Source organism: Comamonas antarctica (assembly GCF_013363755.1).
In the GTDB taxonomy this organism is placed as follows: Bacteria; Pseudomonadota; Gammaproteobacteria; order Burkholderiales; family Burkholderiaceae_C; genus Comamonas; species Comamonas antarctica.
Genome location: NZ_CP054840.1, coordinates 1,243,547 through 1,268,432, shown reverse-complemented (window position 1 = coordinate 1,268,432; position 24,886 = coordinate 1,243,547). Strand labels below are relative to the sequence as shown.

Annotated in this window: 24 protein-coding genes; 15 read left to right on the top strand and 9 right to left on the bottom strand. The window is 66.9% G+C overall.

The genetic code is table 11. The features are described from left to right. Positions 1-175 precede the first annotated feature (175 nt). The 9 genes from HUK68_RS05975 (at position 176) to rnk (ending at position 7,792) form a co-directional block, all read left to right on the top strand. Positions 176-955 (top strand): GntR family transcriptional regulator, encoded by a 780-nt coding sequence (locus HUK68_RS05975; RefSeq protein ID WP_175503373.1) that lies wholly within the window; start codon positions 176-178, stop codon positions 953-955. Positions 956-1,107: 152 nt separating this feature from the next. Next, on the top strand, positions 1,108-1,542 hold the full coding sequence (gene sdhC / locus HUK68_RS05970; RefSeq protein WP_175503372.1) for a succinate dehydrogenase, cytochrome b556 subunit: 435 nt from the start codon (positions 1,108-1,110) through the stop codon (positions 1,540-1,542). Between the two features lie 33 nt (positions 1,543-1,575). After that, entirely contained in the window at positions 1,576-1,941 is a 366-nt protein-coding gene (sdhD, locus tag HUK68_RS05965) for a succinate dehydrogenase, hydrophobic membrane anchor protein (protein ID WP_175503371.1), read from the top strand. Positions 1,942-1,975: 34 nt separating this feature from the next. Beyond that, on the top strand, positions 1,976-3,781 hold the full coding sequence (sdhA, locus tag HUK68_RS05960) for a succinate dehydrogenase flavoprotein subunit (RefSeq protein WP_175503370.1): 1,806 nt from the start codon (positions 1,976-1,978) through the stop codon (positions 3,779-3,781). A gap of 29 nt (positions 3,782-3,810) precedes the next feature. Then, positions 3,811-4,512 (top strand): succinate dehydrogenase iron-sulfur subunit, encoded by a 702-nt coding sequence (locus HUK68_RS05955; RefSeq protein WP_175503369.1) that lies wholly within the window; start codon positions 3,811-3,813, stop codon positions 4,510-4,512. Beyond that, positions 4,512-4,811, top strand: coding sequence for an FAD assembly factor SdhE (locus HUK68_RS05950; protein ID WP_175503368.1), 300 nt, complete (start codon positions 4,512-4,514; stop codon positions 4,809-4,811). The genes HUK68_RS05955 and HUK68_RS05950 overlap by 1 nt, the downstream gene beginning before the upstream one ends. A gap of 24 nt (positions 4,812-4,835) precedes the next feature. Further along, complete coding sequence (locus HUK68_RS05945; protein ID WP_175503367.1) at positions 4,836-6,146, top strand: citrate synthase; 1,311 nt, start codon at positions 4,836-4,838, stop codon at positions 6,144-6,146. A gap of 288 nt (positions 6,147-6,434) precedes the next feature. Beyond that, entirely contained in the window at positions 6,435-7,298 is an 864-nt protein-coding gene (gene fghA, locus HUK68_RS05940) for an S-formylglutathione hydrolase (RefSeq protein WP_175503366.1), read from the top strand. An 80-nt stretch (positions 7,299-7,378) separates the two neighbouring features. After that, on the top strand, positions 7,379-7,792 hold the full coding sequence (gene rnk / locus HUK68_RS05935) for a nucleoside diphosphate kinase regulator (RefSeq protein ID WP_175503365.1): 414 nt from the start codon (positions 7,379-7,381) through the stop codon (positions 7,790-7,792). A 166-nt stretch (positions 7,793-7,958) separates the two neighbouring features. On the opposite strand, the gene HUK68_RS05930 is transcribed toward rnk, so the two are convergent. Further along, positions 7,959-9,089 (bottom strand): acyltransferase family protein, encoded by a 1,131-nt coding sequence (locus tag HUK68_RS05930; protein WP_175503364.1) that lies wholly within the window; start codon positions 9,087-9,089, stop codon positions 7,959-7,961. 232 nt (positions 9,090-9,321) lie between these two features. Between HUK68_RS05930 and HUK68_RS05925 the strand changes: the two genes are divergently transcribed. Continuing rightward, positions 9,322-9,921: a GbsR/MarR family transcriptional regulator gene (locus tag HUK68_RS05925; protein ID WP_175503363.1), complete on the top strand. Its 600-nt coding sequence runs from the start codon at positions 9,322-9,324 to the stop codon at positions 9,919-9,921. Here the strand turns inward: HUK68_RS05925 and HUK68_RS05920 are convergent, their stop codons facing one another. The 8 genes from HUK68_RS05920 to HUK68_RS05885 form a co-directional block, all read right to left on the bottom strand. Then, positions 9,922-10,878, bottom strand: coding sequence for an NAD(P)H-dependent flavin oxidoreductase (locus tag HUK68_RS05920; RefSeq protein ID WP_175503362.1), 957 nt, complete (start codon positions 10,876-10,878; stop codon positions 9,922-9,924). Positions 10,879-10,894: 16 nt separating this feature from the next. Further along, the gene (locus HUK68_RS05915; protein ID WP_175503361.1) at positions 10,895-12,712 is read right to left on the bottom strand and encodes an acyl-CoA dehydrogenase; all 1,818 of its coding nucleotides are present in this window, start codon (positions 12,710-12,712) and stop codon (positions 10,895-10,897) included. 26 nt (positions 12,713-12,738) lie between these two features. After that, on the bottom strand, positions 12,739-13,878 hold the full coding sequence (locus tag HUK68_RS05910; RefSeq protein WP_175503360.1) for an ABC transporter substrate-binding protein: 1,140 nt from the start codon (positions 13,876-13,878) through the stop codon (positions 12,739-12,741). A 136-nt stretch (positions 13,879-14,014) separates the two neighbouring features. Next, on the bottom strand, positions 14,015-14,947 hold the full coding sequence (locus tag HUK68_RS05905; RefSeq protein ID WP_175503359.1) for an electron transfer flavoprotein subunit alpha/FixB family protein: 933 nt from the start codon (positions 14,945-14,947) through the stop codon (positions 14,015-14,017). Positions 14,948-15,077: 130 nt separating this feature from the next. Then, a complete protein-coding gene (locus HUK68_RS05900; RefSeq protein WP_175503358.1) occupies positions 15,078-15,827 on the bottom strand; it encodes an electron transfer flavoprotein subunit beta/FixA family protein in 750 nt (249 codons plus the stop codon). Between the two features lie 135 nt (positions 15,828-15,962). Next, a complete protein-coding gene (locus HUK68_RS05895; protein WP_175503357.1) occupies positions 15,963-17,312 on the bottom strand; it encodes a mechanosensitive ion channel family protein in 1,350 nt (449 codons plus the stop codon). Then, positions 17,309-18,133, bottom strand: coding sequence for an enoyl-CoA hydratase (locus tag HUK68_RS05890; RefSeq protein WP_175503356.1), 825 nt, complete (start codon positions 18,131-18,133; stop codon positions 17,309-17,311). Before HUK68_RS05890 ends, HUK68_RS05895 begins: the two co-directional genes overlap by 4 nt. 48 nt (positions 18,134-18,181) lie before the next feature. Beyond that, complete coding sequence (locus HUK68_RS05885; RefSeq protein ID WP_175503355.1) at positions 18,182-19,141, bottom strand: histone deacetylase family protein; 960 nt, start codon at positions 19,139-19,141, stop codon at positions 18,182-18,184. Between the two features lie 36 nt (positions 19,142-19,177). Between HUK68_RS05885 and HUK68_RS05880 the strand changes: the two genes are divergently transcribed. The 5 genes from HUK68_RS05880 to HUK68_RS05860 all read left to right on the top strand — a co-directional run bounded on the left by HUK68_RS05880 (position 19,178) and on the right by HUK68_RS05860 (position 24,805). Next, positions 19,178-20,098, top strand: a complete 921-nt coding sequence (locus HUK68_RS05880) for an AAA family ATPase (protein WP_175503354.1) — start codon at positions 19,178-19,180, stop codon at positions 20,096-20,098. Continuing rightward, on the top strand, positions 20,095-21,150 hold the full coding sequence (locus HUK68_RS05875) for a DUF58 domain-containing protein (RefSeq protein ID WP_175503353.1): 1,056 nt from the start codon (positions 20,095-20,097) through the stop codon (positions 21,148-21,150). The genes HUK68_RS05880 and HUK68_RS05875 overlap by 4 nt, the downstream gene beginning before the upstream one ends. Further along, the gene (locus HUK68_RS05870) at positions 21,147-23,183 is read left to right on the top strand and encodes a transglutaminase TgpA family protein (RefSeq protein ID WP_175503352.1); all 2,037 of its coding nucleotides are present in this window, start codon (positions 21,147-21,149) and stop codon (positions 23,181-23,183) included. The genes HUK68_RS05875 and HUK68_RS05870 overlap by 4 nt, the downstream gene beginning before the upstream one ends. After that, positions 23,180-24,250: a lytic murein transglycosylase B gene (gene mltB / locus HUK68_RS05865; RefSeq protein WP_175503351.1), complete on the top strand. Its 1,071-nt coding sequence runs from the start codon at positions 23,180-23,182 to the stop codon at positions 24,248-24,250. The genes HUK68_RS05870 and mltB overlap by 4 nt, the downstream gene beginning before the upstream one ends. Before the next feature lie 165 nt (positions 24,251-24,415). Beyond that, positions 24,416-24,805: an Hsp20/alpha crystallin family protein gene (locus tag HUK68_RS05860; protein WP_390887859.1), complete on the top strand. Its 390-nt coding sequence runs from the start codon at positions 24,416-24,418 to the stop codon at positions 24,803-24,805. Positions 24,806-24,886 lie beyond the last annotated feature (81 nt).

Here is a 24,886-nt window from a genome sequence, read left to right as displayed (position 1 = left end):
TTGCACCAGCATTCTGTCATCCAGCCAAGCCTGTGCCCCCGCAAACAGCCTGCAAGTGTACTCTTGATTTCGCTGCCCGGTCAATTTGTCTTATGTCTTATATAAGATATGATAGAGCGCTGTGCAATGTGCGCTTTCGACTCCGCGCCGGGCGCCCACCATTCCACAAAAACACATGTCCTCCTCCTTGCCCCCCTCCACTGAAACGCCGGCCGCCGCGCCCGCGCCGGGCCCTGCCTTCAGCCCCTTGTACCAGCAGATCAAGGGGTTGATCCTGCAGAGCCTTGAAGCCGGCGAATGGCGTCCCGGAGAACTGATTCCCAGCGAGATGGAGCTGGCGGCGCGCTTTCGCGTGAGCCAGGGCACGGTGCGCAAGGCCATCGACGAGCTGGCCGCCGAGAATCTCGTGATGCGCCGCCAGGGCAAGGGCACCTTCGTGGCCACCCACTCGGCCCAGCAGGTCCAGTACCGCTTCCTCAAGCTGCACCCCGACACCGGCGACGTGCAGGAGGAAGGCCGCGCCCAGCGCCGCATCATCGACTGCAAGCGCGTGCGCGCACCGGCCGAGATCGCGCGCCTGCTGTCGCTGCGCAGCGGCGATGCCGTGATGCAGGTGCGCCGGGTACTGGCCTTTGTCGGCACGCCGACGATTCTTGAGGACATCTGGCTGCCCGGCCAGGCATTCAAGGGCCTGACCGCCGAGCAGATCAGCGCCTACCAGGGCCCGACCTACGCGATGTTCGAGGTCGAATACGGCGTGCGCATGGTGCGCGCCGAGGAAAAGATCCGCGCCGTGCTGCCCGATGCAGAGCAGGCCGAATTGCTGCAAGTAAGCACTTCCACGCCATTGCTCAGCGTCGAGCGTGTGGCCTACACTTACAACGATGTTCCCATGGAGTTACGGCGTGGCCTGTACCTCACGGACACACACCACTACCGCAATGCCCTGAATTAGCCCCCTCTTTCTTGGCTCCAGCGGCAGCAAAACCAACGTAATTGGAGAAATACGCAATTGCCACGCGACCTTTGTTGCTGCATTGCAATAGAATTTTGCGGCGATCGCATTGCCCGATTACGAAGCAGTTACCACCCACGAAAGCGCATCACATGACAGAGTTAGCCAAAAAGCGGCCCGAGTTCCGCAACATCCACCTGGTCAGGGACGTTCGTACCTACCGCATGCCCGCTGCCGCGGTGGTGTCCATCCTGCACCGCATCAGCGGCGTGATCATGTTCGTGCTGCTGCCGTTCATCGTGTGGATGCTCGACAAGTCGCTGAGCTCGGAGATCTCGTACGACGCCTTCACCGCGGTGTTCCGCGCGGGCGCCGGTTTCGTGCCCGGCTGGTTCTTCAAGCTCATGGCGCTGGCACTGATCTGGTCGTACCTGCACCACTTCATCGCCGGTATCCGCCACCTCTGGATGGACCTGAGCCATTCGGCGGTGAACAAGGAATTCGGCCGCAAGTCCGCCGTCACCACGCTGGTGATCAGCATCGCCCTCACCGTGGTGCTGGGTGCCAAGCTGTTCGGCCTGTACTGATCCGCCCCGCACACTGAAGAAGAAGGAATTCCCATGTCCGTGAATTACGGCTCCAAGCGCACCGTCGTCGGTGCCCACTACGGCCTGCGCGACTGGCTGGTCCAGCGCTGCACCGCAGTCATCATGATCATCTTCACCGTGGCGCTGCTGGCGCAGGTGATCTTCTCGCGCGGCGCGATCGGCTACGACCTCTGGGCTGGCATCTTCGCCTCCCAGTGGATGAAGGGCCTGACCTTCGCACTGATCATCGCGTTTGCCTGGCACGTCTGGGTCGGCATGCGCAATGTCTGGATGGATTACGTCAAGCCGGTGCTCCTGCGCCTGACGCTGCAGGTCCTGACGCTGGCCTGGCTGGTTGCCTGCGCCGCCTGGGCTTTCCAGGTCCTGTGGCGCATGTAAGCGGGCAAACGGTCTCCACGATTGAAGGTTAAGAATGAGCTACACCAAAGCAAAAATCACCAAGCGCAAGTTTGACGTCGTCATCGTCGGCGCTGGCGGCTCCGGCATGCGTGCCGCGCTGGAACTCTCGCGCGCCGGCCTGAATGTGGCCTCGCTGTCCAAGGTTTTCCCCACCCGCTCGCACACCGTCGCGGCGCAGGGCGGCGTGTCGGCCTCGCTGGGCAACATGTCCGAGGACAACTGGCACTATCACTTCTACGACACCATCAAGGGCTCCGACTGGCTCGGCGACCAGGATGCGATCGAATTCATGTGCCGTGAAGCCCCCAAGGTGGTCTACGAGCTCGAACACTTCGGCATGCCGTTCGACCGCAACCCCGACGGCACGATCTACCAGCGCCCGTTCGGCGGCCACACCGCCAACTACGGTGAAAAGCCCGTGCAGCGCGCCTGCGCCGCGGCCGACCGTACCGGCCACGCCATGCTGCACACGCTGTACCAGCAGAACGTCAAGGCCAAGACCAACTTCTTCGTCGAGTGGATGGCGCTGGACCTGATCCGCAACGAAGCCGGCGATGTCGTCGGCGTCACGGCGCTGGAACTCGAAACCGGCGACCTGTACGAGCTGCAGGCCAAGGCCGTGCTGCTGGCCACCGGCGGCGCGGGCCGCATCTTCGCGGCATCGACCAACGCCTTCATCAACACCGGCGACGGCCTGGGCATGGCCGCACGCGCGGGCATCCCGCTGCAGGACATGGAATTCTGGCAATTCCACCCCACCGGCGTGGCCGGCGCGGGCGTGCTGCTGACCGAAGGCTGCCGCGGCGAAGGCGCGATCTTGCTGAACAGCGAAGGCGAACGCTTTATGGAGCGCTACGCGCCCACGCTCAAGGACCTGGCACCGCGCGACTTCGTGTCGCGTTCGATGGACCAGGAAATCAAGGAAGGCCGTGGCTGTGGTCCGAACAAGGACTACGTCATGCTCAAGCTGAGCCACCTCGGCGCCGACACCATCCACAAGCGCCTGCCCTCGGTGTACGAGATCGGCGTGAACTTCGCCAACGTCGACATCACCAAGGAAGACATTCCCGTGGTGCCGACCATCCACTACCAGATGGGTGGCATCCCCACCAACATCAACGGCCAGGTCGTGGTGCATGACGGCCAGTCGAACCAGATCGTCAACGGCCTGTATGCGGTCGGCGAATGCTCGTGCGTCTCGGTGCACGGCGCCAACCGCCTGGGCACGAACTCGCTGCTCGACCTGCTGGTCTTCGGCAAGTCGGCCGGCCGCCACATCGTGGACTTCGTGCGCACCAGCGGCGAGCACCAGCCCGTGCCCGCCGACGGTTGCGACCGCACCCTGGCACGCCTGAACCAGCTCCAGGAATCGACCGCGGGCACCTATGCCCAGGACGTGGCCGGCAACATCCGCACGACGATGCAGCAGCACGCCGGCGTGTTCCGCACGCAAAAGAGCATGGACGAAGGCGTGGTCAAGATCAACGCCATCCGCGACACCGTGGGCAGCGTGACGCTCAAGGACAAGTCCATGGTGTGGAACACCGCGCGCATGGAAGCCCTGGAAGTCGACAACCTGATCGAAGTCGCCCAGGCCACCATGACCTCGGCTGCCGCGCGCACCGAATGCCGCGGCGCCCACACCGTGTACGACTACGAGCACCCTGCCGACCACGCCGAGTTCCCGCTCGGCCGCAACGACAAGGAATGGCTCAAGCACACCCTGTGGCACAGCGAAGGCAACAAGCTCAGCTACAAGCCCGTGAATCTCAAGCCCCTGACGGTGGACAGCGTGCCTCCCAAGGTCCGCACGTTCTGATCGCCCCGCAGCCCGACGAGAAAATACCCATGAAGCGCACATTCCAAATTTACCGCTACGATCCGGACAAGGACGCCAAGCCCTACATGCAGACCGTGGAGGTCGAGCTCGACGGCCACGAGCGCATGCTGCTCGACGCCCTGGTCAAGCTCAAGGAACAGGATCCCTCGATCTCGTTCCGCCGCTCGTGCCGCGAAGGCGTCTGCGGCTCGGATGCGATGAACATCAACGGCAAGAACGGTCTGGCCTGCCTGACCAACATGAACACCTTGCCCGGCACCATCGTGCTCAAGCCCCTGCCCGGCCTGCCGGTCATCCGCGACCTGATCGTGGACATGACGCAGTTCTTCAAGCAGTACCACTCGATCAAGCCGTACCTGATCACCGAGACCATCACGCCCGAGAAGGAGCGCCTGCAGTCGCCCGAAGAGCGTGAAGAGCTCAATGGCCTGTACGAGTGCATCCTGTGCGCGAGCTGCTCGACCAGCTGCCCCTCGTTCTGGTGGAACCCCGACAAGTTCGTCGGCCCGGCCGGTCTGCTGCAAGCCTACCGCTTCATCGCCGACAGCCGCGACGAAGCCACGGGCGCGCGCCTCGACAACCTCGAGGACCCGTACCGCCTGTTCCGTTGCCACACCATCATGAACTGCGTGGACGTGTGCCCCAAGCACCTGAACCCCACCAAGGCGATTGGCAAGATCAAGGAACTGATGGTGCGCCGCGCCATCTGATGCACATGACGAACACCCTGCTCGACGAACGTGAACGCAACCTGCTCCAGTGGCGCAGCCGCCGGGGCCTGGTCGAGAACGACATCTTCATCGGGCAGTTCTTCGCCACCTACGGAGACCAGCTGACGCGGAGACACGCGGCTGGCCTGTCTGCCCTGATGGACTTGGCAGACAACGACCTTCTGGACCTGTTTCTTGCGCGCAAGGAACCCGAAGGCGCACTCGACACAGAAGAAATCAAAGAAGTGCTGGAACTGGTGCGCAAGCGCCAGCCCGGATCACTTTCACATGTAGGCTAGGCAAACTAGAGAAGGAAGTTGGAAATGAAACTCGCCGATAACAAAGCAACGCTGTCGTTCACCAATGGCAGCCCCAGCGTTGAACTGCCCGTGTACCAGGGCAGTATTGGCCCTGACGTGATTGATATTCGCAAGTTGTACGGTCAGACGGGCATGTTCACGTATGACCCCGGCTTCCTCTCGACGGCGGCCTGCCAGTCGGCAATCACCTATATCGACGGCGACAAGGGCCAGCTGCTGTACCGCGGCTACCCCATCGAGCAGCTCGCCAAGAACTGCGACTACCTCGAGACCTGCTACCTGCTGCTGTACGGAGAGCTGCCCAACGAAAGCGAAAAGGCCGACTTCGTCGAGCGCGTGACCAAGCACACCATGGTCAACGAGCAGATGCAGTTCTTCCTGCGTGGCTTCCGCCGCGATGCCCACCCCATGGCCGTCCTGACGGGCCTGGTCGGCGGCATGTCGGCCTTCTACCATGACAGCACGGACATCAACAATCCCGAGCACCGCGAGATTGCCGCCATCCGCCTGATCGCCAAGATGCCGACCCTGGTGTCGATGGCATACAAGTACGGTGTGGGCCAGCCCTACATGTACCCGAAGAACGACCTGTCGTACGCCGGCAACTTCCTGCGCATGATGTTCGGCAACCCCTGCGAGGAATACCAGGTCAACCCCGTGCTCGAACGCGCTCTGGACCGCATCTTCATCCTGCACGCAGACCACGAGCAGAACGCTTCGACCTCGACCGTGCGCCTGTGCGGCTCGTCGGGCACGAACCCGTTTGCCGCGATCTCGGCCGGCGTGGCCTGCCTCTGGGGCCCTGCCCACGGCGGCGCCAACGAAGCCTGCCTGAACATGCTGGAACAGATCCAGGCCAACGGCGGCATCGCCAAGGTCGGTCAGTTCATGGAACAGGTCAAGGACAAGTCGTCCGGCGTCAAGCTGATGGGCTTCGGCCACCGCGTGTACAAGAACTACGACCCGCGTGCCACGCTGATGCAGGAAACCTGCAATGAAGTGCTGGCCGAACTGGGCCTGGAAAACGACCCGCTGTTCGCGCTGGCCAAGGCCGTCGAGAAGATCGCCCTGGAAGACGACTACTTCGTGCAGCGCAAGCTCTACCCGAACGTCGACTTCTACTCCGGCATCGTGCAGCGCGCCATGGGCATTCCCGTCAACATCTTCACGGGCATTTTCGCCCTGGCCCGCACCGTCGGCTGGATCGCCCAGCTCAACGAGCAGATGGGTGACCCCGAGTACAAGATCGGCCGTCCCCGCCAGCTGTTCACCGGTTCGACCGAGCGCAGCGTCAAGCCTATCGCCCAGCGTTAATCCTCGCGGCCCCGGCCGCTGGAACACAAGCCCGCAGATGCCTTGGCCCTGCGGGCTTTTTTGCCTCTGGCGTTCGGGTCGGGTGGATCAGGTGCGACAACGGTCGCCTTCCCCTGGGAAGAATGAACGCCGAAGCCCTCATGCTGTAGCAGGGGTTTTGTGCGGCCCGCCCTGAAAATGCCCTTCGACAGGCTCAGGACGAACGGCATCTGCGTGCCTGAAGCCATGGCCACGCTTGCTACCCGTGTCACACTGCACGTGCCGTATTTTTCTGGAGAAACTCCCCGCATGTCCGACACCCTCGAATTGCTCAGCGCCCATGCCGCCTTTGGTGGCGCCCAGCGCTTTTACCGCCACGCCTCGAACGAGATCGGCCTGCCGATGAAGTTCTCGGTCTATCTGCCGCCGCGGGCCGTGGCCGGCGAAAAGGTGCCGGCGCTGGTCTATCTGGCCGGCCTGACCTGTACCGAGGAAACCTTCATGACCAAGGCCGGCGCCCAGCGCCTGGCTGCCGAACTGGGCGTGGCGCTGATCGCACCCGACACCAGCCCGCGCGGCGCCAACCTGCCCGGCGAAGCGGACAGCTGGGACTTCGGCGTGGGCGCAGGCTTCTACCTCGACGCCACGACCCGGCCCTGGGGCCTGCACTGGCGCATGGAAAGCTATCTGATCGAGGAGCTGCTGCCGCTGGTCGGCCGCAAGCTGCCCATCGACCTCGAACGGGTGGGCATCTTCGGCCACTCGATGGGCGGCCATGGCGCGCTGACGCTGGCCCTGCGCCATCCGGGAACGTTCAAGAGTGTTTCGGCCTTTGCGCCAATTGCCAATCCCAGCGAGTGCGCCTGGGGCCGCAAGGCCTTCAGCGGCTACCTGGGCGAGGACCGGTCCGCCTGGGCAGCGCACGATGCGACGGAACTGATGAAGGCACAGAAGGCCGCGCCCTACCCCGCGGGCATCCTCATCGACCAGGGCCTGGCCGACAAGTTCCTGATGGAAAAGCAACTGCTGCCCGAAGCCTTCGAAGCCGCCTGCGCCGGCGCGGGCCAGCCGCTGACGCTGCGCCGCCAGCCCGGCTATGACCATGGCTACTACTTCATCCAGACCTTCATCGACGACCATCTGCGCCACCATGCGAGCCAGCTGAACGGCTGACGCAACAGCGGGTATCGCACCAAAACAGTGCGATACCCGCGCTCGCCTAAAGTGGAGCGTTCGACTTCAGAAAGATAACCATGTCGCGCAAGCCGCAGATCACCCTCTCGTCCCTCGACCTTGATCGCATCGAAGCCCTGCTGGCGGTGGTGCCGGCGTCGGCATTCCCGGGCAAGGCCGATCTCCAGGCCGAACTCGATCGCGCCGATGTGGTCGAGCCGGCGCAGATGCCGGCCAATGTCGTGACCATGAATTCCACCGTGCAGTTCGAGATCCTTGAGTCGCACCAGCAATGCCAGCTGACCCTGGTCTACCCGCGCGACATCGACGGCAGCGCCGACCGCGTGTCGATCTTCGCGCCCGTGGGCAGCGCGCTGCTGGGCCTGTCCGTGGGCGATGAGCTGGCCTGGCCCGGCCCGGGCGGCAAGACCATGACGGTGCGCGTCACCGGAATCATCTACCAGCCGGAAAGCGCGGGCGATCTGCACCGCTAAACGCGCACCAAGGCAAGAGGCATCTGGGGGGCTACGCCCCCCAGCGCGAGCCACACGCAGTGGGCGAACGTGGGGGACTGGTTTTGCCGCCGGGCCGCCCCAAGGCAAAACGCGCCCCCTTGGGGGCCAGAGAGCCACACGCAGTGGGCGAACGGGGGGGCCTGATTTACATCCAGGCCGTGACCCAGGTCATGAGCATGCCGGTGCCCACCAGGCTCGCCTGCCAGCGCAGCACGTCCTGCCAACTGGGCATGTGGCGCTCCACGCGCTGATACAGCAGCCGGCCGGCGGCCAGCGACAGCGCGAAGGCCGCCCACAGGCCGACCAGATTGATGGCCAGCGAATCGGGCCAGAACCAGGTCACGACGGCATTGACCAGCAGGCACACCGGAAAGTGCACCAGGAACACCGAATACGACATCTGACCCAGTTGCTGCAGTCGCTTCGGGCCTTGCCAGGAAAGAAGTTTCGGGCTGCTCATCACGAGCACCAATGCCAGCGCCGTCGCGCCAGCCAGCGCAATGCGGTCGCGCCATTCCAGCCACAGCGCCACGCCGACCAGCAGCGCCATCAGCGTGCTCCAGGCCCAGGGCCGTGGCGAGCGAACGGCCCAGAAGGCCATCATGCCAAGCCCGTAGGCGCCAAAGAAATAGACCGCCCAGTTGTCGAAATCGGCATCGCGGTTGAAGCCCCACAGCGACGCCGCGGCCAGCAGCACGACCACGGCCTGGCCGGCCGTGGGCCGGGTGCCGGGTGCGTGTTCGCGGGGCGCGCCAAACCAGCGGCCCGCGGCAAACAGCAGCGCCGTCAGCGCAAACAGCTGGAAGTCGATCGACACATACCAGACGCCTGCCGACAGCGACTCCTCGCCGACGATGCCCTGCAGCAGCAGCGCGTGCGCCAGCAACTGGAACAGCGTGGGCGCGCCTGACAGCGAGGAATGGTCGAACCACGGCCGCACCAGCGCCGTCACCAGCACCGCCAGCACCAGGGCCACGGCCAGCGGCACGACCAACCGCACGAAGCGGCGCGCGATCTGCGGCAGCGCGGCGCTGTGGCGCGCCAGGCCCGTGGGCGCCAGGCTGGCCGCGGCCAGATAGCCGCCCAGCACCAGGAACAGCTGCACGGCCATGCGCGCATACTGGTCCAGCCACTCCATCAGCGCCGGCAGCAGCGGCTCCACCACATCCGCCATGGGGCCGTAGAACGCCAGGTGGTGCCAGACGATGGCGGCGCAGGCCAGGCCCTTGGTGCAGTCGATGGCGGCATTGCGCGCCGCGGGAGATGAGGAAGACATGGGCAGGAAGATCGCGGAACGGAGCGTCAGGCGCGTGGCGAATGAACAAAGGCCTGGGGTCTGTCCACGCGGCATGTCGCCGGATGAACAGGCGCCAGGGCCTGAAGCTGCTATTTTGCGCCTTTCCGGCGATTGCCGCTTGTCGCGCAGGCGCGGGGCGAAAACGCCAATGACCCTACTTGGTTCTTCGGCCCTTTCAGTAGCTTCTGAAAAGCCCATCAACAAAGGGACAATGCCGGGTATGACGCAAAGCACTCCTCTTCCTGAACTCAACCGCCAATTCATTTCGCACTTTGGCGAGATGGGCAGCCGATGGGGCATCAACCGGACCGTGGGCCAGATCTATGCGCTGCTGTTCCTGTCCCCGGTGGCGCTCAATGCCGACCAGATTGCCGAGGCGCTGGCGTTTTCGCGCTCGAACGTGAGCATGGGACTCAAGGAGTTGCAGTCGTGGCGCCTGGTGCATCTGCGCCACCACCCCGGCGACCGGCGCGAGTACTTCGACGCGCCGCAGGATGTGTGGGAAATCTTCCGGCTGCTGGCCGAAGAGCGCCGGCGCCGCGAGATCGAGCCGACGCAGTCGATGCTGCGCGCCGCGCTTCTCGAGGAGGTCGACACCGAGGAGGAGCGCTATGCCCAGGAGCGCATGCGCGACATGCATGAACTCATCGACCGGCTCATGACCTGGTTCGACGAGATCCAGCGCCTGTCGCCCGACACCGCCAAGCAGCTGATGGGCATGGGCGCAGCCGTCACGCGCGTGCTGGAATTCAAGGACCGCTTGACCGGCAAGAGCCCGGCCGCTCGCGGCCTGCCGCCGGCCGCGCCCTGATCAGCCCAGCGCCAGGCGCTCGCGCGCCGCCTGGTACTCGCGGCGCAGTTGGGCCACGCGCTCAGCCACGCTGGTCACGGCATCGATGCTGCCGATGCCCTGGCCGCAGCCCCAGATGTCCTTCCAGGCCTTGGTCGCGCCGCCGCCGAAGTTCATTTTGCTCGGGTCGGACTCGGGCAGGTTTTCCGGGTCCAGGCCGGCCGCGCGGATCGAGGGCGCGAGGTAGTTGCCATGCACGCCGGTGAACAGGTTGCTGTAGACGATGTCGTCGGAGTTGCCGTCGACGATGGCCTGCTTGTAGGCATCGCTGGCGCGTGCCTCGTGCGTGGCGATGAAGGCCGAGCCGATGTAGCCGAAGTCGGCGCCCATGGCTTGCGCCGCGAGCACCGCGCCGCCGGATGCAATCGCACCGGACAGTGCCAGCGGGCCGTCGAACCACTGGCGGATTTCCTGGATCAACGCAAACGGGCTCTTGCCGCCCGCATGGCCGCCCGCGCCCGCGGCCACGGCCACCAGGCCGTCGGCGCCCTTTTCCACGGCCTTGTGCGCGAACTTGTTGTTGATGATGTCATGCAGCACCACGCCGCCCCAGGCATGCACCGCCTGGTTCACATCCTCGCGCGCGCCCAGCGAGGTGATCACGATGGGCACGCGAAAGCGCGCGCAGACTTCCATGTCGTGCTCGAGCCGGTCGTTGCTCTTGTGCACGATCTGGTTGATCGCAAACGGCGCCGCCGGGCGCTCGGGGTTGGCGCGGTTGTAGGCATCGAGCGTTTCGGTGATCTCGGCCAGCCAGTCCTCGAGCTGCGCCGCAGGCCGCGCATTGAGCGCGGGCATCGAGCCGACGATGCCGGCCTGGCACTGGGCAATCACCATCTGCGGGTTGCTGATGATGAACAGCGGCGAGGCAATGACCGGCAGGGTCAGGCCCTGGAGTGCCTGGGGAAGTCGCGACATGCTTGTCTCCTGTACTTTAGAAATCGTCGATGTTCAGTGCCATGACGCTGTCCGCGCCCTGGACGATGCCGTCGCGCAGCGCGGCGGTCCTGACCAGCACATGCTCGGCATAGAACTGTGCCGTGGCGATCTTCGCGCGCAGGAAACGCGGGTCCTGTCCCGCAGGCAGCAGCTGCTCGGCCACCCACAGCGCACGCGCCAGCTGCCAGCCCGCGAACAGATTGCCGGCAAGCATCAGATACGGCACGCTGCCCGCGTACGCGGCGTTGGGCTGCGCCTTGGCGTTGGCCAGCATGAAATCGACGACTTCGAGGAACGCCAGGCGCGCGGCGCGCAGCTGGCGTGCCACCGACTGCGCGGCGGGCGTGCCGCAGGATTGCAGCTGTGCCTCGGTTTCGGCGATCTGCGCGGCAAAGCCGCGGGCCACCTGGCCGCCGTCGCGCAGGGTCTTGCGGCCGACGAAATCGTTGGCCTGGATGGCGGTCGTGCCCTCGTAGATCGGCAGGATCTTGGCGTCGCGGTAGTGCTGGGCCGCGCCGGTCTCCTCGATGAAGCCCATGCCGCCATGCACCTGCACGCCCAGGCCCGTGACTTCCTGGGCCATCTCGGTGCTGTAGCCCTTGACCAGCGGCACCATGAATTCGTAGAGCGCGGCGTGGTGTGCGCGCTGGGCGGCATCGGGGTGGTGATGGGCCAGGTCGTACGACGCCGCGGCCGTGGTCGCCAGCGCGCGGCAGCCCTCGGTCGTGGCGCGCATCAGCATCAGCATTCGGCGCACATCGGGGTGGTGGATGATCGTCGCGCTGGCCTTCACGCTGCCATCGACCGGGCGGCTCTGCACGCGCTCCTTGGCAAACGCCGCGGCCTGCTGGTAGGCGCGGTCGGCAATCGCGATGCCCTGCACCCCCACCGCGTAGCGCGCGGCGTTCATCATGATGAACATGTATTCGAGGCCGCGGTTCTCCTCGCCCACGAGGAAACCACGCGCACCCGCGCCCGCGCCGTCGGCGACGCTGCCTGCCAGGCCGTCGCCGAACTGCAGCACGGCCGTGGGCGAGGCCTTGATGCCCAGCTTGTGCTCGATGGAGACGCACTGCACATCGTTGCGCGCGCCCAGGCCGCCGCCCTCCACCAGGAACTTGGGCACGACAAACAGGCTGATGCCCTTGACGCCCTCGGGCGCGCCCTGCACGCGCGCCAGCACCAGGTGCACGATGTTCTCGGCCATGTCGTGCTCACCGTAGGTGATGAAGATCTTGGTGCCGAACACCTTGTAGCTGCCGTCGCCCAGGGGTTCGGCACGCGTGCGCACCAGCGCCAGGTCGGAACCGGCCTGGGGCTCGGTCAGGTTCATGGTGCCGGTCCACTGGCCGGTCACGAGCTTTTCGAGGTAAGCGGCCTTGAGTTCCTCGCTGCCCGCGGTGAGCAGGGCCTCGATCGCGCCATCGGTCAGCAACGGGCACAGCGCAAAGCTCAGGTTGGCCGCATTGAGCATTTCCACGCAGGCCGCGCCAATGGTCTTGGGCAAGCCCTGGCCGCCGAAATCGGCGGGATGCTGCAGGCCCTGCCAGCCGCCTTCGGCGTACTGGCGGAATGCCTGCTTGAAGCCGTCGCTGGTGGTGACGACACCGTCTTTCCAGCTTGATGGCGCAATGTCGGCGGGGCGGTTCAGTGGCGCCACCACGCCCTGCGTGAAGCGCGCGCATTCCTCGAGCACGGCCTGCGCAGTGTCGAGTCCGGCCTCCTCGAAACCCGGCAATTGCGCGACCTGGTCAAGCCCGGCCAGGTGCTCCATGTTGAACAACATGTCTTGGAGAGGTGCTACATAGCTCATGGAATTTCCTTTGAATGGCGCGGCGCCTAATAGCTGATGCGCCCCGAGGCGCTGACGATGGACAGGTCGACGAAACGCGAGCCGAACTGCGACCCGGGCTTGAACGTGACCCAGTAGCCGCCCAGGTCCTGGGCATTGAAATTGCGCAGGCTGGCGGCGATCTTCTCGCGGTTCACGGGCTGGGCCCGGCGCAGCGCCTCGGCCACCACCTTGGCATTGACGTAGCCTTCCATCATCGCGTAGCTGGCAGTCATCTCCGCGGATTTGGGCTGGGCCGCGAGCGCGTCGCGAAATTCCTTGTTCAGGCGCATCGATACGCGGTAGGGGCTGGGCACCACCTGCGCGATCGACAGGCCGCTCATCAGCTCGGTCGGCAGGCGCGTGGCCAGCTGCTCGATGTCGGAATCGGACGTGGCATAGATCTGCGCCGTGCCCGATTCCATGCGGTAGGCTTCGACAAAGGCCGCGGTGGCGGGGCTCGAAGCCACCAGCAGGATGGCCTGGGGCGCGGGGTCGGTCTTGCGCAGTTGCTCGACCACTTCGAGCACCTGGCTGCGCCCGTTCCTGAGCGTGAGTTGCGCCACCAGCTTGGCCCCCGCCGGCGTCGCCGTGGTCTGGGCCAGCTGCAGCACGGCATCGCTGTCCGCACGCTGCTCGATCACCAGCGCCAGGCGCGTGATGCCGACCATGGCCAGATGGCTTGCGATCTTGGCCATCTCGTCTTGCAGGCCCGCGCGGGTGCTGAAGACCTGCGGCGCGCGCGCGACCTCGGTGTCATTGCCCTGGTAGCCCACCAGGCTGATGCGCTCCTGCTCCAGCAGGCCGCTGCCCAGCAGCGCGGCGAGATTGCCGTTGCCCATGAAACCGGCAAGCACCACCGGCTTGGACTTGGCCAGCAGTTCACGCGTGCGCGCGACGGTGTTCTCGGGATGCCCGCCATCGTCCACGACCACCAGCTGCACCGGCTGGCCCTGGATACCGCCGGCCTTGTTGACCTGATCGAAATGCAGGCGCATGCCTTGCGCATAGGCGCGGCCCTGGGTGCCGCCCTTGCCGGTCAACGGCGCGACTTGCCCAACCACCCATTGGGCTTGCACACCCATGCAGGCCAGGGTACACGCCAGCGCAACAGCGGCCCGGCGGCCGGCGGCCATCATTGAATCCATGCGGTTGTCTCCCTCTGTCACGCGCGCTGGGCGCTGCATATTCTTATAGGGAGGGCCTGCCGCGGCGCGGCCCGACGGGGCGGACCGCGCAGGGCAGGCCCGGAGGGGCTGGCCCCTCGGCTTGCCAATGTGGCGCTCAGAGCGCGTTGACCAGCTCCGGCACGGCCGTGAACAGGTCGGCTTCGAGGCCGTAGTCGGCGACGCTGAAGATCGGCGCTTCGGCGTCCTTGTTGATCGCCACGATCACCTTGGAGTCCTTCATGCCGGCCAGATGCTGGATCGCGCCCGAGATGCCCACGGCAACGTACAGCTGCGGCGCGACGATCTTGCCGGTCTGGCCGACCTGCAGGTCGTTGGCGGCGTAGCCCGCGTCCACGGCGGCGCGCGAGGCGCCGATCGCGGCGCCGAGCTTGTCGGCCAGCGGCGTGATCACTTCGTTGAACTTCTCGGCCGAGCCCAGCGCACGGCCGCCCGACACGATGATCTTCGCGGCGGTGAGTTCGGGGCGGTCGCTGGCGGCGATCTCGCTGCCGACGAAGCGGCTCTTGCCGGCATCGGCGGCAGCCGTCACGTTTTCCACGCCGGCGCTGCCGCCCGTGGCCGCAGCCGCGTCGAAGCCCGTGGTGCGCACGGTGATCACCTTGGTCGCATCGCTGCTCTGCACGGTGGCAATCGCGTTGCCGGCGTAGATCGGGCGCTCGAAGGTGTCGGGGCTCACGACCTTGGTGATGTCGCTGATCTGCGCGACGTCGAGCGTGGCGGCCACGCGCGGCGCGACGTTCTTGCCCGAGGCGGTGGCGGGAAACAGGATATGGCTGTAGTTGCCAGCGAGCGCCAGCACCTGGGCGGCGATATTCTCGGCCAGGCTGTTCTTCAGCGCGGCGCCATCGGCGAGGATCACCTTGGAGACGCCGGCAATCTGGGACGCGGCTTGCGCGGCAGCGGCAGCGCCCTCACCGGCCACCAGCACATGCACCTCGCCACCGCAGGCGGCGGCAGCCGTGACGGTGTTCAGGGTCGCGGGCTTGATCGAGGCGTTGTCGTGTTCTGCAATTACAAGGGAAGTCATGGAATTTCTTTCGATTAGGACACACTTCGATAGGCTCAGGGGGCCCGCCGAGGGGTGAGCGGGAAAACCGTTCGTCCTGAGCTTGTCGAAGGATGAAGGGCCTGTCCTCAGGGAAGTCCCCGCAAAGGGTTTAAATCACCTTCGCTTCGTTCTTCAATTTGTCCACCAGCGCCGCCACATCGGCCACCTTCACACCCGCGCCGCGCTTGGCGGGCTCGGACACCTTGAGGGTCTTGAGGCGCGGCGCCACGTCGACACCCAGGTCCTCGGGCGTCACGGTGTCGAGCTGCTTTTTCTTGGCCTTCATGATGTTGGGCAGCGTCACATAGCGCGGCTCGTTGAGGCGCAGGTCGGTGGTGATCACGGCCGGCGTGTTCAGCGACAGGGTCTCGAGGCCGCCGTCGACTTCGCGTGTGACCTGAACCACATCGCCCGACACTTCCACCTTCGAGGCAAACGTCGCCTGCGGCAGATCGGCCAAGGCCGCGAGCATCTGGCCGGTCTGGTTGGCGTCGTCATCGATGGCCTGCTTGCCCAGGATGATCAGGCCGGGCTGCTCCTTGTCGACCAGGGCCTTGAGCAGCTTGGCCACGGCCAGCGGCTGCAGTTCCGCATCGGTCTGCACCAGGATCGCGCGGTCGGCGCCGATCGCCATCGCGGTGCGCAGGGTTTCCTGGCACTGGGCCACGCCGCAGGACACGGCGATGACCTCGGTGGCCGCGCCCTTTTCCTTCAGGCGCACGGCTTCCTCGACGGCAATCTCGTCAAACGGGTTCATGCTCATCTTGACATTGGCGATATCGACGCCGCTGCCATCGGATTTGACGCGCACCTTGACGTTGTAGTCCACCACGCGTTTGACTGGGACCAGTACCTTCATTGCTTCGGCTCCTCGATTTATGAATGGAATTGACGTATACGTAAACTCGAAACATTCTATGCGGCAAAGCCGCGCAGCCGGCGCGGATCAATGCGGGCACCAGGGGCAGGCGCCAAAAAGAACGATCGTTCTATTCTAGGCGCGATCGGCCGGCGCCGTATCACTTTTGGAAGACGCCGCCGCAGAGGGCGCGCGCGCATCGCCGCGCGACATGTCCTGGGCTTCCGGGTCGATGGGCCAGGCCACCAGGCGCTGCTGCGGCACGGCCAGCGCCACTTCGGCGGAGCGCAACCCGGCCAGCACCGCGATATTGACGGCCGAGCGCACATTGCCCTGGCCGTTGATCGGATCGTTGATGTAGTAGGTCAGCGTGAACTGCAGCCCGTGCGGCAGGATGTCGACCAGCTGCACGAAAGGTGCCGGCTTTTCCAGCACGCGCGGCTGGGCCCGCGCCGCGGCCAGCATCAGTTGCGACACCTGCTCCACGCTGCTGTCGAGTTCGACGGTGATGGTCGTGCTGAGCGAGAAACGCTGGTCGAAGTCGGTCAGGTTCTCGACGCGCTGGGTGATCAGCGACTCGTTGGGCACGATGGATTCGCGGCCATTGGAGGCGCGGATGACGGTGTAGCGGGTACGGATGTCGGTGATCTGGCCCTCGAAGCCGTCAACGCGCACGTTGTCGCCGATGCGCAGCGCGCGCTCGATCAGCACCAGAAAGCCGCTGACATAGTTCGAGGCGATCTTCTGCATGCCGAAGCCCAGGCCCACGCCCAGCGCGCCCCCCATCACCGACAGCGCCGTGAGGTCCACACCGACGATGGACAGCGAGATCAGCAGGCCGATGGTGATCAGCACCGTGCGCATCAGGTTCATCGCCACCTTGCGCATGGACAGGTCGTGCACCACCTGGTTGAGCACGCGCTGCTCGAACAGCGCCGCGGCCCAGAGCACGGCCACCATCATCAGGCCGGCCGAGATCACGCCTTCGAACAGCGTCAGCAGGCTCACCGAGGTCTTGCCCAGCGGGATGTGCACGCCGTCGAGGTCGGCCATGACGCTGGGCAGCAAGCCCAGGCTGGCCAGCACCGCCACGGCCCAGGCCAGCCACGAGAAGATGCGCTCGAACAGCCGCGCCGCGGTCGAGGCCGGGAAGGTCTTGGCCAGCACGCGCACGACAAAGCGGATCACCGCCAGCGACAGCAGGATGGAGGTGGCCACGCGCAGCCAGAACACCGGCTGGAAATTGGCCAGCAGGCCCTGTGCGCAGGCGACCAGCACCAGGCACAGCAGCGGGAACATCGCGCCGCCCAGCGTGGTCGGCCCGAGCCACACCGAGGTCGTGCTGCCGTACTGGTTGCGCAGCCCGCGCGTGATGAAGAAGGCCAGCGCCAGGCACAGCGCGATCAGCCCGAACTCGGTCCAGCTGCTCGAGCGCTGGAAGTCATCGATCAGCCGCTCGAGGGCTTCGGCTCCATTGGTATTCATGCGCCTGCCCTCCAGCCGGGCTGGCGTTTTTGCACGAAGGCGTCCACGCCCTCGCGCGCATCGGCGTCTTGCATGTTCACGGCCATGGTCTGGCCGGCCAACTGGTAGGCGGCCTCGATGCCGAGTTCGCGCTGCTGGTAGACCAGCGCCTTGCCCATGGCCACGGCCGTGCGCGGCTTGTCGAGAATGGACAGCACCAGCGCTTCGACCGCATCGGCCAGCGCCTCGGGCGCGACAACGCGGTTGACCAGGCCTTGGTCGAGCGCGGTGGCGGCATCGATGAAATCGCCGGTGAGCAGCATCTCCATCGCCTTCTTGATCGGCACGTTGCGCACCAGCGGCACGCTGGGCGTGGCGCAAAACAGGCCATAGCGGATGCCGCTCGTGGCAAAGCTAGCGGCCTCGCTGGCCACGGCCAGGTCGCACTGCGCGACCAGCTGGCAGCCCGCGGCCGTCGCCATGCCCTGCACCTGCGCGATGACCGGCACCGGCAGCTTCTGCAGGCTCAGCATCATGCGGCTGCAGCGCGCGAACAGCGCCTGGTGGCTGGCCAGGCTGCCGTCGGCCGCCATCTCCTTGAGATCATGTCCCGCGCAGAAGGCCCGGCCTTGCGCGGCCAGCACCAGCACGCGCGCCGTGGCGTCGGCAGCGACGGTGTCGATGGCCGCCTGCAGCGCCGCCAGCATGCTGCTGCCCAGCGCATTGAAGCGCGCGGGATCGTTGAGGTTCAGGGTGAAAACACCGCGCGCATCGCGCTGCAGCTGCACCAGCGCGCCGGCGTTGGACTGGTCGGCGCGGGCAGTGGAAGAAGCGTCATGCATGTACGAAAAAATCCTTGGAAAAATGGGGGCTCGCAGCGCCCCGCGCGCTCACAGATCGGCCAGCACGCGCAGATGCGCCTCGACGCTGCGCCCCAGGGCGCTCATCGCATAGCCGCCTTCGAGGCACGACACGATGCGGCCCTTGGAAAAGCGCCGCGCGACATCCTTGATGCGGCTGGTGATCCAGGCGTAGTCCTGCTCGTTCATGGCCCACTGGCCCATGTCGTCTTCGCGGTGGCCATCGAAGCCGGCGCTGATGAAGATCATCTGCGGCTTGAAGGCCTCGAGCCGCGGAATCCACATCATCTCGACGATCTCGCGGATGTCCATGCCCTTGGTATAGGCCGGCAAGGGTACGTTGACCATGTTGTCGGCCGGGTCCTGGTCGCCGGAAAAAGGAAAGAACGGGTGCTGGAACACGCTGACCATCAGCACACGGGGGTCGCCGGCCAGGATATCCTCCGTGCCGTTGCCGTGGTGTACGTCAAAGTCGACAATGGCCACGCGCTCCAGTCCATGGTGCTCGAGCGCATGCAGCGCCGCGATGGCCACGTTGTTGAAGAAGCAAAAGCCCATGGCCTGGCTGCGTGTCGCGTGGTGGCCGGGCGGGCGCACCGAACAGAACGCGTTTTCCAGCTCGCCGGCCAGCACCGCATCAGTGGCCGCGATGCCCGCGCCCGCCGCATGCAGCGCGGCGCTCCAGGTGCAGGCATTGATCGCGGTATCGGGATCGATCTGCGCATAGGGCGCGCCGCCAATCAGCCGTGCCTGCTCGAGTTGCTCGCAGCGCTCCCTGAGCCCCTGCAGATAAGCGGCATCATGGGCCAGCACGACATCGGCCAGCGGCGCCACCGGGGCCTCGCGCCGGTCAAGCGCATCGGACACCCCGCTGATCAGCAGCCGGTCCTCGATCGCATCGAGCCGCTGCGGACATTCGGGATGCCCAGGGCCCATCTCGTGCTTCCAGCACTCGCGATGGGAAAAATAACCCGTCTTGCCCACTGTCATGCCTCCGCAGTCAGTTTTTCGGATAACGTGGGGACCATGCAAGCACTGCCCCACATCCAGTCGATCCTGAACCAGCTTAACACGGTGATCGTGGGCAAGACGGCCCAGGTCCAGGACTGCGTAGCCTGCCTGCTGGCCGGCGGCCACCTGCTGATCGAGGACGTTCCCGGCGTGGGCAAGACCACGCTCGCGCATGCGCTGGCGCATACCTTCGGCCTGCAGTTCGCGCGCGTGCAGTTCACCGCCGACCTGATGCCCAGCGATCTCACCGGCGTGTCGGTCTATGACCGGGGCCAGGAAAATTTCGTCTTCCACCGGGGCCCGGTGTTCACCCAGTTGCTGCTGGCCGATGAAATCAACCGCGCCAGTCCCAAGACGCAAAGCGCGCTGCTCGAAGCCATGGAGGAAAAGCAGGTGTCGATCGAAGGCCGCAGCCACCACCTGCCGCAGCCGTTCTTCGTGATCGCCACGCAGAACCCGCTGGAGCAGCTGGGCACCTATGCGCTGCCCGAAAGCCAGCTCGACCGCTTCCTGATGCGCATCTCGCTGGGCTACCCCGACCGCGAGGCCGAGCGCGAACTGCTGCGCGGCAACGGCCGGCGCGACCGGCTTGAATCGCTGCAGCCGCTGATCGACACGGCGCAGCTCGCCGCGCTGCAGGCCCAGGTGCTGGCCGTGCATGCGTCGGATGCGCTGCTGAACTATGTGCAGGACCTGATCGAGGCCACGCGCTCGGGGCGCTGGTTCGTGCAGGGCCTGTCGCCGCGCGCCGGCATCGGACTGCTGCGCGCCGCCAAGGCCCAGGCGCTGATCAGCGGACGCGACTATGTCGCCCCGGACGACGTGCAGGCCATCCTGGCGCAGACCGTGGCCCACCGGCTGGTGCCGGCGGTTCATGCAGGGCGCGGCGCGCTCGAACAGGTGCGTGCCATGCTGGACGCCACCCCGCTCGCATGAACGGCGCGCGCCCGGCCCGTGCCGGCAGCTTCCCGCACCCGTGGCGCCCGCTGCGCCAGCATGCGCTGCGCCAGCAGCTGCAGCGGCGCTGGCTCGCGCGGCTGCCGCGCAAGGACCAGCTGGCGCTGACCCAGCGCAATGTCTACATCCTGCCCACGGGCGCCGGCTGGATGCTCGCGCTCACGCTGGCCGTGCTGCTGGTGGCCAGCATCAACTACCAGCTCAATCTGGGCTACCTGCTGACCTTCCTGCTCGCGGGCAGCGCGGCCGCGGGCATGCTGGCGGGCCACGCCAACCTGCGCGGCCTGGTGCTGCACCTGCAGCCGCCCGCGCCGGTGTTTGCAGGCCAGCGCTGCGCGCTGCGCATCGTCCTCGACAACCCGGGCCGGCGCGCGCGCCATGGCATCGGACTGGCCGTCACCGAAGCCCTCGACGGCCCGCCGCAATGGGCCTGGGCCGATGTGCCGGCGCAGGCCAGCAGCGTCATCGAACTGGCGTTCGTGCCACAGCAACGGGGCTGGCAGGCGCTGCCGCGCGTCACCGCCGAAACCCGTTTTCCGCTGGGCAGCTTTCGCGCCTGGAGCCCGTGGCGCCCGGCGGCGCAGCTGCTGGTGTATCCGCAGCCCGAGGCCGCGCCGCCGCCGCTGCCGGCCGCGCGCCCCCAGGGCACGGGCCGCGCCGGCACGCGCGCCGATGGCGCCGACGACTTCGACGGCGTGCGCGCCTACCGCCATGGCGACCCGCTCAAGCAGGTGGTCTGGAAAAAGGCCGCGCAGGCCTGGGCCACGGGCAGCGGCCTGGTCAGCCGCGACCGGCCGCAGGCCCGGCCGGGCCGGCTCTGGCTCGACCGCGCCGCCACCGGCCTGGTCGACACCGAAGCCAGCATCGCACGCCTCACGGCCTGGGTGCTGGCCGCAGACGCGCAAGGCCTGGAATGGGGACTGGAGCTGCCCGGGGGCGTGCGCCTTGCGCCCGACAGCGGCGCGGCCCACCGCCAGCGCAGCCTGGAAGCACTGGCGCTGCATGCGGCGCCCGCGGCAGCCGCGCCATGACCCTGCGCGCCCGCCTCGACGCGATGCCGCGCGACATGCGCGATACCTTGTTCGTGCTGGCGGTCGTGGCGTGGGTGATCGCGCCGCATGCCAGCCATCTGCCCTGGTGGACGCTCGGCCTGGCGCTGTGCCTGCTGGCCTGGCGCGGACTGCTGGCCTGGCGCGCGCGGCCGCTGCCCGGGCGCTGGGTCATGGGCGCGCTGCTGCTGCTGGCCGTGGGCGCGACCTGGCTCACGCACCGCAGCCTGGTGGGCCGCGATCCCGGCGTGACGCTGATCGTGCTGCTGCTGGCGCTCAAGACACTGGAGCTGCGCGCGCGCCGCGATGCGCTGGTGGTGTTCTTCCTGGCGTTCTTCACGCTGCTGAGCCACTTCTTCTATTCGCAGTCGCTGGCGATTGCAGCGGCGCAGCTGATCGCGCTGGTGGGCCTGCTCACGGCCGTGGTCAACGCCCACCTGCCCGTGGGCCGGCCGCCGCTGGCCGATTCGCTGCGCATTGCCGCCCGGCTCACGCTGTGGGGCACGCCGGTCATGCTGGTGCTGTTCCTGCTGTTTCCGCGCATGGCGCCGCTGTGGGGCATGCCCGGCGACGAGCTGGCCGGGCGCAGCGGACTGTCGCCGGAGATGACCGTGGGCGAAGTCGCGCGGCTGGCGCTCGACGACAGCGTCGCGCTGCGCGTGCGCTTCGACAGCCCGCAGGGCGAGCCGCCGCCGCGCTCCACACTGTACTTCCGCGGGCCCGTGCTGTCGGAGTTCGACGGCCGCCAGTGGCGCGAGTCGTGGGAAGGCTCGCTGCCCGCGCAACTGCAGGTGCGCGGCCCGGCCGTGCCCTATGAGATCACGCTCGAGCCGAGCCGCCGCCGCTGGCTGCTCACGCTCGATGCCGCGGCCACGGCGCCCGAGTTGTCCGGCCAGCGTGCGCGCATGACGCCGCAGCTGCAATGGCTGGCCCAGCGGCCGATCACCGATGTGCTGCGCTACCGCGCGCAAAGCCATGTCGATTTCCAGCACGGCCCGCTGCAGCGCGTGCCGCAGCTCGCGGTCTACACCGCGCTGCCCGAGGGCAGCGACCCGCGCACCCTCGCGCTGGCCACGCAGATGCGCGCGGACGTGGGCGCCAGACCGGCCGCACTGGTCGAAGCCGCGCTGGCGCGCCTGCGCACCGGCGGCTACCGCTACACGCTGGAGCCCGGCGTGGTTGCCGCCAACACCGCCGACGACTTCTGGTTCGGCAGCAAGCAGGGCTTTTGCGAGCACATTGCCTCGGCCTTCGTGGTGCTGATGCGCGCACTCGACATTCCGGCGCGCATCGTCACCGGTTTCCAGGGCGGCGAACGCAATCCCGTCGACGGATACTGGACGGTGCGCAACAGCGACGCCCACGCCTGGGCCGAAGTCTGGCTTGCAGGCCAGGGCTGGGTCCGCGTCGACCCGACCACGGCGGTCGCTCCAGGCCGCACCAGCGAACTCCAGCGCCTGGCCGCCCCGCGCGGCGCCTTCGGCCAGGCCATGGACAGCGTCATCGCCCCGGGCCTGGTGCAGCAGCTGCGTGCCGCCTGGGAAGCCGTGAACAACGGCTGGAACCAGTGGGTGCTGAACTACACGCAAAGCCGCCAGGCGGATCTGCTGCGCCAGCTCGGACTGTCGTCCCTGGGCACGCCGCAATGGCAGACGCTCGCGCAGTGGCTTGCGGGCCTGGCCGCGCTCGCGGCGCTGGCGGTCGGCGCCTGGCTCTGGCGCGAACGCCACGTGCCCGAAGGCGGCTGGCAGCGCCTGCGGCGCCAGGCCTGCACGCGGCTGCAGCAGGCGGGTTTGGAATTGCCCACGAATGCGCCCCCGCGCACGATGGCCGATCTGGCGCGCGCCCGCTGGGGCGGCGAGGCCGCCGACATTGCCGCCTGGCTGCTGCGCCTCGAACACCAGCGCTACGCCCCCGCCTCCTCCGATCACCCCGCTGCCCAGCAACTGTCCCGGCTGCGGCGCGATTTCAAGTCCCTGCGCTGGCCCCGGCCGGCGCCCACCCAAGCTCCATGAAACGACTGCTTTCCACTGCCCTCGTCTGCCTCGCCGCCGCCACCGCCACGGTCGCCCCACCCGTTCTTGCCCAGCCGAAGCAGCGCTCCGCGGTGCAGGGCACCACCGCCTATGCCGAACGCGGCGAGGCGCTGCAGATGGCGGCCGACATCGCGGCGCGCCGCGGCCTGCCGCCGGCATGGGTCGAGGCGACGCTGGGCCAGGCGCGCTTCCTGCCCCAGGTGCCGCGGCTGATGACGCCCTCGACCCAGGTCTCGGCCAGGAACTGGAACAACTACCGCGGCCGCTTCATCGACCCGGTGCGCATCCGCGCCGGCGTGCGTTTCTGGAACACCCATGAAGCGGCACTGGCGCGCGCCGAGCGCGAGTACGGCGTGCCCGCGGAAATCATCGTCGGCATCATCGGCGTGGAAACCGTCTACGGCCAGCAAATGGGCAACTTCCGCGTGATCGACGCGCTCGCCACGCTGGCCTTCGACTTCCCCGAGGCGCATCCGCGTGCCGCCGCGCGCACCGAATACTTCCGCGGCGAACTCGAGCAGTTCCTGGACTTCACCTACCGCGGCGGCATCGACCCGTTCGCGCTGCGCGGCAGCTATGCGGGCGCGATGGGCCTGGGCCAGTTCATGCCGTCGAGCTGGGCCAAATGGGCCGTGGACTTCGATGGCGACCAGCGCATCGACCTGTTCGCCAGCCCGGTCGATGCGATCGGCTCGGTGGCCAACTACTTCATCGGCCACGGCTGGAAGCCCGGCATGCCGACGCACTACCCGGTGTCGCTGAACGCCGCGCCCGAGCAGATGGCCACGCTGCTGGGCCCCGACATCCTGCCCACGTTCACGCCGGCCCGCATGCTCGAGCTGGGCGCGCGCGTGCATGGTTCAGGCGCGGCGCATGCCGGCCCGCTGGCCCTGGTGGAGTTGCGCAATGGCGCCGACGCGCCGCTGTACATCGCCGGCACCGAGAACTTCTATGCGATCACGCGTTACAACTGGTCGAGCTACTACGCGCTGTCGGTGATCGAGCTGGGCGAGGAGGTGCGCATGGCGCGCGAGGCGCGGCCGTGAGCTGCCGGCAGCGCGCGCATTGCGCCAAACGCGCATTTTTCAAGGCCCTTGCCTAGCACAAAAATCCGCGTTTTTTTCTCTTGAAATCATTCTTGCTGCCTAAATGTTCGTTCCAAGCGGCAACCATACCGAGCGCCGCGCAGCCACTCTGGAGCTCATTTGATGATTTTCACCGCCCCCGTTCTCCGCCGTTCCAGCCATGACCAGGCACTGCAGCGCTTCCTGCAGTCCACGCTGACCAGCCCCCTGAGCCGTCTTTCCGAAGCCTCTGCCTCGATGAGCGCCGCCTTCACCGCGACCCAGGATGAACAGTCCACGACGCTGCAGCTCGATGTGCCCGGCCTGGCGCGCGAGCAGCTGCAGCTGCGCCTCGAAGGCGCGCAGGTTCATCTGACCAGCGTCGAAGGCGCGCCGCGCAAGGTGCAGCGCTCCTGGGAACTGGGTCATGAGATCGACGTGGCCGCGAGCAGCGCCAAGCTCGAGAACGGCGTGCTGACGCTGCGCCTGGCCAAGCTGGCTCCCGTCGACAAGACCGTGACGCTGAACATCGAGTAAGCGCCTTGCATCGCGCCGCTCGCGCGGCAATGAAAAACCCGGCCGATCTGGCCGGGTTTTTTTGCGTCCGGCCGCCGGCCG

Excerpts from the sequence above, each read along its gene's own strand:
- sdhA (WP_175503370.1), top strand. The coding sequence starts at position 1,976 with ATGAGCTACACCAAAGCAAAAATCACCAAGCGCAAGTTTGACGTCGTC.
- HUK68_RS05975 (WP_175503373.1), top strand. The coding sequence starts at position 176 with ATGTCCTCCTCCTTGCCCCCCTCCACTGAAACGCCGGCCGCCGCGCCC.
- HUK68_RS05880 (WP_175503354.1), top strand. The coding sequence starts at position 19,178 with ATGCAAGCACTGCCCCACATCCAGTCGATCCTGAACCAGCTTAACACG.
- sdhC (WP_175503372.1), top strand. The coding sequence starts at position 1,108 with ATGACAGAGTTAGCCAAAAAGCGGCCCGAGTTCCGCAACATCCACCTG.
- HUK68_RS05900 (WP_175503358.1), bottom strand. The coding sequence starts at position 15,827 with ATGAAGGTACTGGTCCCAGTCAAACGCGTGGTGGACTACAACGTCAAG.
- HUK68_RS05950 (WP_175503368.1), top strand. The coding sequence starts at position 4,512 with ATGCACATGACGAACACCCTGCTCGACGAACGTGAACGCAACCTGCTC.
- rnk (WP_175503365.1), top strand. The coding sequence starts at position 7,379 with ATGTCGCGCAAGCCGCAGATCACCCTCTCGTCCCTCGACCTTGATCGC.
- HUK68_RS05885 (WP_175503355.1), bottom strand. The coding sequence starts at position 19,141 with ATGACAGTGGGCAAGACGGGTTATTTTTCCCATCGCGAGTGCTGGAAG.
- HUK68_RS05890 (WP_175503356.1), bottom strand. The coding sequence starts at position 18,133 with ATGCATGACGCTTCTTCCACTGCCCGCGCCGACCAGTCCAACGCCGGC.
- HUK68_RS05895 (WP_175503357.1), bottom strand. The coding sequence starts at position 17,312 with ATGAATACCAATGGAGCCGAAGCCCTCGAGCGGCTGATCGATGACTTC.
- HUK68_RS05945 (WP_175503367.1), top strand. The coding sequence starts at position 4,836 with ATGAAACTCGCCGATAACAAAGCAACGCTGTCGTTCACCAATGGCAGC.
- HUK68_RS05955 (WP_175503369.1), top strand. The coding sequence starts at position 3,811 with ATGAAGCGCACATTCCAAATTTACCGCTACGATCCGGACAAGGACGCC.
- HUK68_RS05930 (WP_175503364.1), bottom strand. The coding sequence starts at position 9,089 with ATGTCTTCCTCATCTCCCGCGGCGCGCAATGCCGCCATCGACTGCACC.
- HUK68_RS05910 (WP_175503360.1), bottom strand. The coding sequence starts at position 13,878 with ATGGATTCAATGATGGCCGCCGGCCGCCGGGCCGCTGTTGCGCTGGCG.
- HUK68_RS05870 (WP_175503352.1), top strand. The coding sequence starts at position 21,147 with ATGACCCTGCGCGCCCGCCTCGACGCGATGCCGCGCGACATGCGCGAT.
- fghA (WP_175503366.1), top strand. The coding sequence starts at position 6,435 with ATGTCCGACACCCTCGAATTGCTCAGCGCCCATGCCGCCTTTGGTGGC.
- HUK68_RS05925 (WP_175503363.1), top strand. The coding sequence starts at position 9,322 with ATGCCGGGTATGACGCAAAGCACTCCTCTTCCTGAACTCAACCGCCAA.
- HUK68_RS05905 (WP_175503359.1), bottom strand. The coding sequence starts at position 14,947 with ATGACTTCCCTTGTAATTGCAGAACACGACAACGCCTCGATCAAGCCC.
- HUK68_RS05920 (WP_175503362.1), bottom strand. The coding sequence starts at position 10,878 with ATGTCGCGACTTCCCCAGGCACTCCAGGGCCTGACCCTGCCGGTCATT.
- HUK68_RS05915 (WP_175503361.1), bottom strand. The coding sequence starts at position 12,712 with ATGAGCTATGTAGCACCTCTCCAAGACATGTTGTTCAACATGGAGCAC.
- HUK68_RS05875 (WP_175503353.1), top strand. The coding sequence starts at position 20,095 with ATGAACGGCGCGCGCCCGGCCCGTGCCGGCAGCTTCCCGCACCCGTGG.
- sdhD (WP_175503371.1), top strand. The coding sequence starts at position 1,576 with ATGTCCGTGAATTACGGCTCCAAGCGCACCGTCGTCGGTGCCCACTAC.
- mltB (WP_175503351.1), top strand. The coding sequence starts at position 23,180 with ATGAAACGACTGCTTTCCACTGCCCTCGTCTGCCTCGCCGCCGCCACC.